Below are 10,969 nucleotides of genomic sequence, written 5' to 3' on the forward strand. Positions count from 1 at the left end.
ACAAACAAAATATAACAATTCCTTACCTTTGCTCTGTTTTTATGACAAATTTCATTCCGAAAAATATTTTTCCGCTCCTAAAAAATAGCATTTTAGGCAGAGAATTGTATGCATCTATAAATCAAACTCATTTCAATCTCAATATAAAAAATGCTTGCGGATCTTATCCATCCCTTATAACTTCTCTTTTATGGAAGGAATTTAATATTCCCATACTTATGCTTTTTTCTAATCAAGAAGAAGCTGCTTATGCCTTAGATGAAATAGAAGATATATTGGGAAAAGAAAATGTTTTATTTTATCCTTCTTCCTATCTTATTCCTTATCAGACCGAGGAAGTTCAGAATGCTAACGTAGTATTAAGGACCGAAGTTATAAATCAATTATCTAAAAATAGCAGCCCTAAATATATTGTTTCTTACGCTGATGCAATTTTTGAGAAAATAATCAATAACACAAACCTAAATGAATTAAGTCAATCGATCAAGATAGGTGATAAAATTGATACTAATTTTTTAAATGAAGTCCTTTTTAGTTATAAATTTACTCGTACAGATTTTGTTACTCAGCCAGGGGAATTTTCAGTAAGGGGCGGAATTATTGATATTTTTTCCTATTCTGATGAAATGCCTTATAGAATAGGATTTTTTGGGAATGAAGTAGAAAGTATACGTAAATTTAACATTGAAAGTCAATTATCTGAAGAAAAAATCCAAGAATGTATCATTATTCCTAATATTGATCATCCGGATCATGACACTCGTAAAATCCCTTTTTTTGATTACCTTCCTAAACAAACAATTATTTTTAGCAAAGATTTACAACTAATCTATACTATTATTAATGAAAAAAACAATCTGGCAAATCAAATTTTTAAGGAATTAAATTCTACCATAAAAAGAGGTACTCCAAAACAACTTTATATAGATTCAGAAGAATTACTCCAAAAAATTAACCAATTTTCTTGGGGTGAATTTTCTTCTATGCCTTATTATCCTGATAAAAAAACTATCATACTTTCTCAAAATGAGCAGCCTAGTTTTAATAAGCAATTTGATATTCTGGCAAATGATTTACATGATAAAGAAAAATTAGGATTTAAGAATTATATATCTTTTACTTCTGAAAATCAGGAAGCACGATTAGAAGAAATATTTCAGGAAAAAGAAAAAAATTCCCACTTTACCGGATTAAATGCCAATATACATCGAGGATTTATAGATAAAGACACAAAATTTCTACTCTATACAGATCATCAAATTTTTGAAAGATACCATCGTTTTACCTTACGTAACTCTTTTTCTAAATCCGAAGCCTTGACTTTAAAAGAACTTACTGATTTACAAGTAGGCGATTATGTTACTCATATTGATCATGGCGTAGGTAAGTTTATGGGACTAGTTAAAATTAAAAATGATGATAAGATTTACGAAACTATAAAATTAGTTTATAAAAATAATGACATATTATATGTAAACATACATTCTTTACATAAAATATCTCGATATTCTGGCAAAGATGGCGCACAAATTACTTTAAATCAATTAGGCTCTCCGGCATGGAAAAATCTTAAAAATAAAGCAAAAAGAAAAGTTAAAGAAGTTGCTTTTGATTTAATTAAACTCTACGCGGATAGAAAATCTAAAAAAGGCTTTGCTTTTTCTCCTGATGGTTATTTACAAAATGAATTAGAAGCTTCTTTTATGTATGAGGATACTCCTGATCAAGAGAAAGCCACAAAAGAGGTTAAAAAAGATATGGAACAACCTATTGCAATGGATCGCTTGGTTTGTGGAGATGTAGGATTCGGAAAAACAGAAATAGCAATAAGGGCAGCTTTTAAAGCCGCTACAGACGGGAAACAAACAGCCATTATGATTCCTACTACAATTCTAGCCCTGCAACATTATAAAACTTTTAGTAAACGTTTAAAAGAGTTTCCTGTAAGAATAGAATATCTTAATCGTTTCAGAAGTTCTCAACAGAAAAAAGAAATTATCAAGGATTTGGCTGAAGGGAAAATTGATATAATTATTGGTACCCAACAACTGGTGGGCAAAGACATTAAATTTCATGACTTAGGATTATTAATTATAGATGAAGAACATAAATTCGGAGTTTCTGTAAAAGATAAATTAAAAACTTTAAAAACTACTGTTGATACTCTTACCTTAACGGCTACTCCTATCCCCAGAACTTTACAATTTTCCTTAATGGCTGCAAGGGATCTTTCTGTGATTAAAACTCCTCCTCCAAATCGTCAGCCTATACAAACCCAGCTCATAGGGTTTAACGAAGAACAGATTAGGGATGCAATTATGTATGAGCTTAACCGTAATGGGCAAGTATTTTTTATAAACAATAGAATTGAAAATCTGGATATTTTAGCGGGTATGATAAAACGCTTAATTCCACAAGCCAGAGTAGCCATAGGACATGGACAAATGGATGGCAAAAAATTAGAGGATGTCATGGTAAAATTTATGGAAGGTAAATATGATGTATTGTTATCCACAACAATTATTGAATCGGGTTTAGATGTTCCTAATGCAAATACCATTTTTGTAAATGATGCCCAAAAATTCGGATTAGCAGATTTGCATCAGATAAGAGGTCGCGTAGGAAGATCTAATCGGAAAGCTTTCTGTTATTTGATTACTCCACCTTTTGATGTTTTAACCTCTGAAGCTCGAAAAAGATTACAAGCTTTGGAACAGTTTTCTGAATTAGGTTCAGGTTTTAATATTGCAATGAAGGATTTAGAGATTAGAGGTGCAGGAGATTTATTAGGAGCAGAACAAAGTGGTTTTTTTGCAGATATAGGTTTTGAAGCCTATCAACAAATATTAAATGAAGCAATTGAAGAATTAAAAGAAAATGAATTTTCTGACCTTTTTAAGGAAGAAAATGAAACAAAGGATTTTATTTCCGATGTTCAAATAGATTCTGATTTTGAATTACTAATTCCGGATGAATATGTAAATAAAGTGGAGGAAAGATTTTCTTTATATCAAAAACTTTCTGAAATAAACACAGAAAAAGATCTTTCAAAATTTTCAGAAAATCTTATAGACCGTTTTGGACCAATTCCGCCACAAACTCAGGATTTATTAAATAGTATACGTATTAAAGAATTAGCTAAAAAAATTGGAATAGAGAAATTAGTTTTAAAAAACAAAATCATGTTAGCTTATTTTCCTTCTAATGCACAATCTGCCTATTATAATTCAATGATTTTCAAAAAAATTATTGAATACTTACAACAATATCCGAAAGAAGCAACACTCAAACAAAAAAATGGGAATGAGGAAATTTTACTTTACCTTAAAAAAGAAAAAATAAACACTATAGAATCGGTTTTAGAATTTTTTCATCAAATATATAATTTTATACTAAAAGAGTAATATTTTTTTCTTACATTCATATTCAATTCACCAGATACTTTAAATTTATTGTTTTTATATTTATTTTTCAAAATTATAAATATAAATATTTATCTAATCATCCAATTCATTAATATCCCATTGCAAAATATATTTATTTTTATATCATTATTATACATTGGTTTTAAAAATATCATTATATTTCAATTGTATTTACTTAATAAAATATTTTTTTTAATTTTATCACTGGTTTATAATTATATAATATAGTATAATTCATAAATTTTTTAAAATAAAACAGAATAAAGATAATAATAGATTAAATTTTATAATAAATATACTTTATATTTACCATTTATTATAATAGACTTAAAAACTATTTTTTAAATCTGATTTAAAGAAATCACTGTTATGCTCATTTTTAAAATATAGTTATCAAAAAGTTCTTTAGAAAGTAATATATAAAATGAAAAAAAACTGTATTGTCGTTCCTTGTTATAATGAAGAAAAGAGAATTCCCATAATCGATTTTGAAAAAAAACTGCTTGAGGATAAAAACCTTTATATTTGTTTCGTAAACGATGGTAGTTCTGATAAAACCCTTGATATATTAAAAATATGTAATCAAAAATTTCCGGATCAAGTATTAATTATTGATCAAAATCCCAATCAGGGAAAAGCTATGGCTATATATAATGGAGTAAATAAAGCTTTAAAATGGAAATCATTTGATACTTTAGGTTATTTGGATGCCGATTTAGCCACTTCTATAGATGAATATTTAAAACTTTGTTCTTATTTAAATAATAATTTGGTCTTCACTTTTGGGTCAAGAATACGTAGGATAGGCTCTCAAATAAAAAGAAAACTCTATAGACATTTAATAGGAAGAGGTTTTGCTACCTTCTCTAGTATTTTACTTGATCTACCGGTATATGACACACAATGTGGAGCCAAAGTGTTCACTACAGAAATAGCTGAAAAAGTATTTAAAAATCCTTTTATTTCTAACTGGAGTTTTGATGTAGAAATATTTTTTAGGTTTATTTCTATTGTAGGAAAAAATAATGTGGAAAAACGAGCTAAGGAGATTCCTTTAGAAAATTGGAGAGATGTAGGTGACTCCAAAGTTAAATTTTCTTATTCTTTAAAACTTCCTTTTGAATTGTTAAAAATTAAAAGACATTATAAAAACTTAAAATAAATTATATTTTTGCAATATTATATTTTAGTATGAATAAATATTTAATTGTGGGTTTAGGTAATGTAGGTTTAGAATATGAAATGACCCGTCATAATATAGGTTTCCTTATTGTAGACCAATTATCGCAAAAATTAGGCAACTCTTTTAAAGCATCTAATTTTGGGCAAATTAATGAAACTTCATATAAAGGAAGAAAAACTTTTATTCTTAAGCCTGATACTTATATGAATTTAAGTGGAAATGCCGTAAAATATTGGATTCAAAAAGAAAATATAAAAATAGAGAACATTCTAATTATTTGTGACGATCTAAGTCTGCCATTTGGAACCCTTAGAATTAAATCGAAAGGTAGCAATGCTGGACACAATGGCTTAAAAAGTATAGAATCTGAATTACAAACGCAGCAATATCCAAGGCTGAAATTTGGAATCGGAAATAACTTTGCTAAAGGAAAACAAATCGATTATGTTTTAGGAAAATGGAGTGATGAAGAAAAAAAACTTCTAGTTCCCAGAATTGATCTAAGTACAGATGCAATAATGAATTTTATTTTTACAGGAATTACTCATACTATGAATGAGTTTAACGGAAAATAATTTTGTTAGATTTGAATTTTATCTCCTAAATATTTAGGTTTTTTTCCGGTTAAAAAGTCTAAAAATACTTTTACTCTAGCCAGCTTTTCTCTAGCCATTGTCTTAAATCCATAATAAGAATTAACATCTTTTGCATTATAACCTACCACATCCATATTATAATGCCTGGCTATAAGTATTGCTCTTTCATTATGAAATTTTTGAGATATTATAGTAAATTTATTCTGCCCGAAAATTTCTTTCATTCTGACCACCGAATCCAAAGTTCTGAATCCGGCAAAATCTAAATAAATACTATCTGATGGAATACCTAAAGCGATAAGATCATCTTTCATATCTTGAGCTTCATTATATTCTTTTCGGCTATTATCACCACTCACTATAAAAATATGTACTTTACCCGCATCATAAAGTTGTTTTGCTGCCTGTATTCTATAAGAAAAATATAAATTATTCCATCCGTTATTTAATTTTTTAGAGGTTCCTAATAGTAAACCTACTCTATTATATGGGATGTTTTGTGTTTGGTTATAAATATAATTTTCAGATTTAAATGAGATAATTTTATCTATAATGAATAATATCAAAATAATAGCTAAAAAAATCAAAATCAAACCTTTTAACATTTTACTTTTTAAAATTTTCCTCAACATATATTAAGTTTACAATTCAAATATATAAAATATTAATTACTACAAACAACTATAATCTATTATCTTCTCTTTGTATTTTAGAATATGGATATACTTGTGAATCAACATGGAAAATATATCTACCTTCATATATAGCCTGCTTTTTATATTTATCTGGAACATGATATCCTAATGCTTCAGCTAATACATAAATTGAACAAGAACTGTTTAATAACCGGGTATTTTTGTTTATATATTTCAAAATAACATTATCAACATCAAAATTACTTTTATTAACAGTTATATATGGAATTTCAAATTGAGGTGTACCATCTTCCATAAATCCATGACCTTTTCCAATTTTTTCTCCATGATCAGAAAAATATATCATTAGTGAAGAAGAGCTATTTTTCATTAGATTATTTACTCCTCTAAGAACCCTATCTGTCTGATGAATTGAACGATCATAATCAATTGTAAAAAAATCTTCACTTTTTTTAATGGCCTTCATATCTGCTGAATCATACCTCTCATTATATAATATATGGCTACCCATTAAGTGTATAACAAAAAACTGCTTCTTCTTTTTGTTATAGTTTTTCTTCAATATATTTAATAAAACTAAATCATGATTTTTTTTATTCCTTACTTGTGATTCTGGAAAGTATTGCTCAGTAGCACCTGAAGAAATAAACCCAACATAACTTTCAAACATTCCTATCTGATCTTGATTAGAAATCCATATAGTTTCATATCCTGCATCATTTGCTAATTCAACAATATTTTTTTCTCTAAAAAAAGGTTGAATAGTAAATTGTGTAGAAAAACTTAATACGATCCTAAGTGCCTCCCTTGTAATTGGAGCCGGACTAATTGCATCGTAATATTTAAAATCTACATTTTTTTCTTTATTTAAACTATCTAGAAAAGGAGTAGTAATTATTGAATATCCATATAATGAATAATGTTTTCTCCAAGAGCTTTCTCCAATAATTAAGAATATTTTCTCAGGAGATAAATTGTTTTTATTTAAATAAATACCATTAGGTAATACTCTTTTTTCTTTTCCATATTTATGAAACTTGGACATCTCCTGCCGATATGCTATAAAGGTCAACCAATCATTATAAACTAAAGGAAGAGTTTGCAAAGATAATCGTTGAAGGGTAAGAATAGGATTAGCAGGAAATTCCTGACGTAGTCTTTCTACCTTAGATATTATAAAAAAATAACTTACTGGTATTATAATAATTAAATAAACAGTTAGTAATATGATTGATTTTTTTAACAATAATTGAGATTTTTTTAATTCTCTTTGTGACATAAAAATGAGAAAAAAACTCAATAAAAATATAATTGTAGCCGGAAATACAACTTGCCCTAGGGCCTCTTTAGCTTCCGATAAATTTGTTTCAAAAATCGAAGCTAAGCCCCCCAAAAATATTGGATTATGATATGCATAAGCAAAATAGGCATCAAAAGCTATGAAAAAAGAAAAAATAAATGTTACAAAAAATGTATATTTTATTCTTCCTAAGATATTTATGATTATTAAAATACTGACTATATTTAATATAATCAGTAAACCGTAAAAGGAAGTCAAAAAATTTTTATCAAATAAATAACAAATACCTCCTAAATAAAATGAACAAATCAATGTATATTTATAAGAACATAAAAATTTCAATATTTTTAACATGAACGTTATTTGCTAAATTAAAAACAAATATATATAAACTATATATATATAAAGTTAAATCAATTATATATAATTATTATACAAAAAGCTAAAAACTACTCTTAACAATAATATTATATTTATTATGTTGTAAATAATTTTTTATTAATCCTTCAAAAAATAAGTTCCTTATTTTTTTTCTTTAATTAAATTACTCATTATTATAGATATAAGTATAAGTATAACCCCTAACCATTGAAGAGTTTGTACTTTTTCTTGCAATATAAAATAAGAAGAAAGAACTGCTATCGGCAATTCCGCGGCACTTAATATAGTCCCTACAGAAATGCCAACTTTAGGAACCCCTATTGAAAAGAAAAGTGGAGGAATAACTGTTCCTAATAAAGCCAAAGCTATCCCCCATTTATATAATCCGGAAATAAAAACACCATCAAATAAAAATGTAGGTCGAAAAACAACCCAGGTCAAAATAAAAGATCCGGTAATCATTAATGCACTTTTTTTGAATACAGGTAAATCATTACCTACCCTACCACTACATAAAATAAATAAAGCATAAGACAACGCAGCCAATAAACCATATATAATACCCACCATATTGAGGGTAATTGTCTGATTAAATATTCCTCCTGCGAATATAGTTCCTATTAAAACTACAACTGTCGCTAAAATTTGAATACGTGTCGGTTTCTTCTTAAAAACTAATGCATCCAGAATTATACTCATCCATAAATATTGCATTAATAATATAATAGCTATAGAAGCCGGTAATAAACTTACACATTTATAATAAAACATTCCCACTAAGCCTGTGAAAGTACCGGCAAATAATACTTTCCACCATTTTGTAGCGTTTTTTTGCACCTGTCCTGAAAATCCATGCTTTCTTGTTTTTTTTACTATTCCAAAATTTAATTGCAAATAATAAATTAACCATAAAAAAAAGGTTCCGAATAAAGTTTGAGAACCTGTAATTTCACCTAAATTATAATCTTGCGCATAAGCTTTTTTTACAATTGTCGATAATAACCCAAAACTACATGCCCCTAAAAAGACAAATATACCTCCTCTTAGTTTTTTATTCATCTGTATATCATTTTTTCTCGGAGCAAAAATACGGAACATTACACAAAACGGAACAATGATAATTATAATACTTTTTAGCTATTAATTAAATTGTTTAAAAATATTTATTATAAATATTAAATAACAAATAATGTATATTGCATACTCTCATTATTGAAACTGCGAACATATACTAAATCATTTACATAACTAACTGATATTGCTTTCGATTCAGATATTGCATTAAACTATAAAATAAAAATTTTCTGTTTATAATTTCTATTTTACCAATAATTATTATTTTAAATTTTGTTTCAAGAAAATGAAGATTTAATATGGAAATAATTTTCAGACAGGCAAAAAATGAATAATTAAATCGAATTTGGAAAATTTTAGATAAAGATATTCAAAGAAGAAAAAAGATAGAAGCAATCAATTGTAAGACAGCTTACCTCCATCTTTCAATTATAATAAAAGACCTTGAAAAAAGTTGGGGATATGCAATCAATAATTATCCATTGCCGGATATTGTTGTCCTCATTATTAATAATGAACAAACATACCAACATATAAAAGGTCCGTGGAAAACAAATTCAAAATATGTTGTATTTCACAGATTAGTCATATTGCATAAATATTTAAAAAAAGGGATAGCTCAAAAAAATGCTTTAATTTATTGAAAGTTCTGTGCTTAGTAAAGCTCTTTACAGTATAAAAGCTAATACAAATTTAGACAATGTAGGTAACATCCATATATTAAATAAAATATTTGATTTTCTATCTCCTTACCTATTTTCTATAACTTCCACATAAACAATAAATTTATTAAAACTGATTACAAAAATACACTTATTCCTATTAAAACATAAATAAAATATATAAATATAACATATATTTATTAAAAATATATTTAATATCCCTAAATAATTATTTTTATAGTTTTTTTATTTTATATTAAATTATTTTATATATTTGCTCCTATATGATAATATATTTGTTATTTATTTAACTCTTTATAATTGACTATATATGGACACACTTAACCCCAATGAGGAGAAAAACCCTCTTTTTCAAATTAATCCACCCCAAAATAAATCCTCTTATTTTGCAAAATACGGAGGAACAAAAGAAGACTTATACGGAGATTCCCACTTAGTATCAGTTCAAATAAAGATCAATGGAGTTGATTTTTTCACTCAAACAAATATCCAATTAGAAATCAGGCAAAAAATCAATGACCTGCACGAATTTACCCTTATTTGTGACCCCGACGAATTCGGAGAGAATCATACCACTTACCTTTTACAAAACTCCAGAGAATATTTAGGAAAAAGGATTAGTTTCCAATTCCGACAGTTCGGGAAAACCACCTCTATTTTTACCGGAATCATTACCCAACTTTCCATGCCTAAAAAAGAAGGAATTCGCCAGATTGTTTTTCGGGGGACTTCTCCTTCCATTCTTATGGAAAACGGGCTCCATTGCCGCAGTTTTGAAAACCAGACCTTTGAGGAAATTATTAAAGAAGTAATTAAAGACTATCCGCAAAATGTTATAAGCTTTCATATTAATCCTAATTACAATGAAAGGCTGAATTATATAGTACAATACAACAGCACCGATTTTCAGTTTTTACAGCAGCTAAGTAAAAGGTTTGGAGAATATTTTTACTACAATGGAGAACAGTTTTGTTTCTCTGCCTGGGGAGGTAAAATTATTGAGTTAATGGAAGGAGAAGATGTTTACGATTATGAAATTAAGATGGAAGTGCAGCCCCAGAATTTTTCCTATACGGTCTATGATGCCAAACAAGGAACAGACTATTTGCTAGATTCCAAAACCCAAAGCATACAATCCTCTAACAACCCTTTTCAGCAATTTGCCTACAATGCATCCAAAAACCTATATAATGTATCTCCTACGGCCCATTACGATCAGAGCTTATTGCTTAACGGCTCGTTGGATATGCAACGATCATTGGAAAGAGATATGAAGAAAAGGCAGAATTTAGTCTATGTGGAAGCTACCAGTAATAATCCTTGCTTACGTGTCGGTGATGTGGTTAAGATGATGGCTTGGATTCCGGGGCATGAAATATTCAAAAACGGACGGGTACCCATAGAATCGTATAAGATTACCGAGATCGTCCACACCTTTGCAGACGGAGAAGGGTATACCAATACCTTTGTCGGAGTACCTAAAGACTTACCGGTTCCTCCATACTATAACGAGGTTGAAGCTCCCAAAGCCCAGATACAACATGCCACTGTAAAGGACAACCGAGACCCCCTGAAAATGGGAAGGGTAAGGGTGCAGTTTGCCTGGCAAAGGAGGGCTAACAGCCAGACTCCTTGGGTACAGGTAATACAGCCCCATTCCGGAGGAGGCAA

General features: G+C 28.4%; 7 protein-coding genes. 4 read left to right on the top strand and 3 right to left on the bottom strand.

Going from position 1 to position 10,969, the window contains the following annotated elements:
- Positions 1 to 41 precede the first annotated feature (41 nt).
- The 3 genes from mfd to pth all read left to right on the top strand — a co-directional run bounded on the left by mfd (position 42) and on the right by pth (position 5,183).
- Positions 42 to 3,404 carry a transcription-repair coupling factor gene (gene mfd / locus C4S76_RS09710; RefSeq protein WP_105194274.1) on the top strand — a complete coding sequence of 1,121 codons (3,363 nt, stop codon included), beginning with the start codon at positions 42 to 44 and terminating at the stop codon, positions 3,402 to 3,404.
- A gap of 445 nt (positions 3,405 to 3,849) precedes the next feature.
- A complete protein-coding gene (locus C4S76_RS09715) occupies positions 3,850 to 4,587 on the top strand; it encodes a glycosyltransferase (protein ID WP_105194275.1) in 738 nt (245 codons plus the stop codon).
- Between the two features lie 29 nt (positions 4,588 to 4,616).
- Positions 4,617 to 5,183: an aminoacyl-tRNA hydrolase gene (gene pth / locus C4S76_RS09720; protein ID WP_105194276.1), complete on the top strand. Its 567-nt coding sequence runs from the start codon at positions 4,617 to 4,619 to the stop codon at positions 5,181 to 5,183.
- A gap of 5 nt (positions 5,184 to 5,188) precedes the next feature.
- On the opposite strand, the gene C4S76_RS09725 is transcribed toward pth, so the two are convergent.
- From C4S76_RS09725 to C4S76_RS09735, 3 genes are all read right to left on the bottom strand, one after another.
- Positions 5,189 to 5,809: a SanA/YdcF family protein gene (locus C4S76_RS09725; RefSeq protein ID WP_245915825.1), complete on the bottom strand. Its 621-nt coding sequence runs from the start codon at positions 5,807 to 5,809 to the stop codon at positions 5,189 to 5,191.
- A gap of 76 nt (positions 5,810 to 5,885) precedes the next feature.
- Positions 5,886 to 7,418 carry a phosphoethanolamine transferase gene (locus C4S76_RS09730; RefSeq protein ID WP_181044101.1) on the bottom strand — a complete coding sequence of 511 codons (1,533 nt, stop codon included), beginning with the start codon at positions 7,416 to 7,418 and terminating at the stop codon, positions 5,886 to 5,888.
- Between the two features lie 264 nt (positions 7,419 to 7,682).
- A complete protein-coding gene (locus C4S76_RS09735) occupies positions 7,683 to 8,600 on the bottom strand; it encodes an EamA family transporter (RefSeq protein ID WP_105194284.1) in 918 nt (305 codons plus the stop codon).
- Between the two features lie 1,008 nt (positions 8,601 to 9,608).
- On the opposite strand from C4S76_RS09735, the gene C4S76_RS09740 reads away from it, so the two are divergent.
- On the top strand, positions 9,609 to 10,969 hold a 1,361-nt coding region (locus C4S76_RS09740; RefSeq protein WP_105194278.1), incomplete at its 3' end, for a contractile injection system protein, VgrG/Pvc8 family.

Source organism: Apibacter adventoris (genome assembly GCF_002964965.1).
GTDB classification, from domain to species: Bacteria; Bacteroidota; Bacteroidia; order Flavobacteriales; family Weeksellaceae; genus Apibacter; species Apibacter adventoris.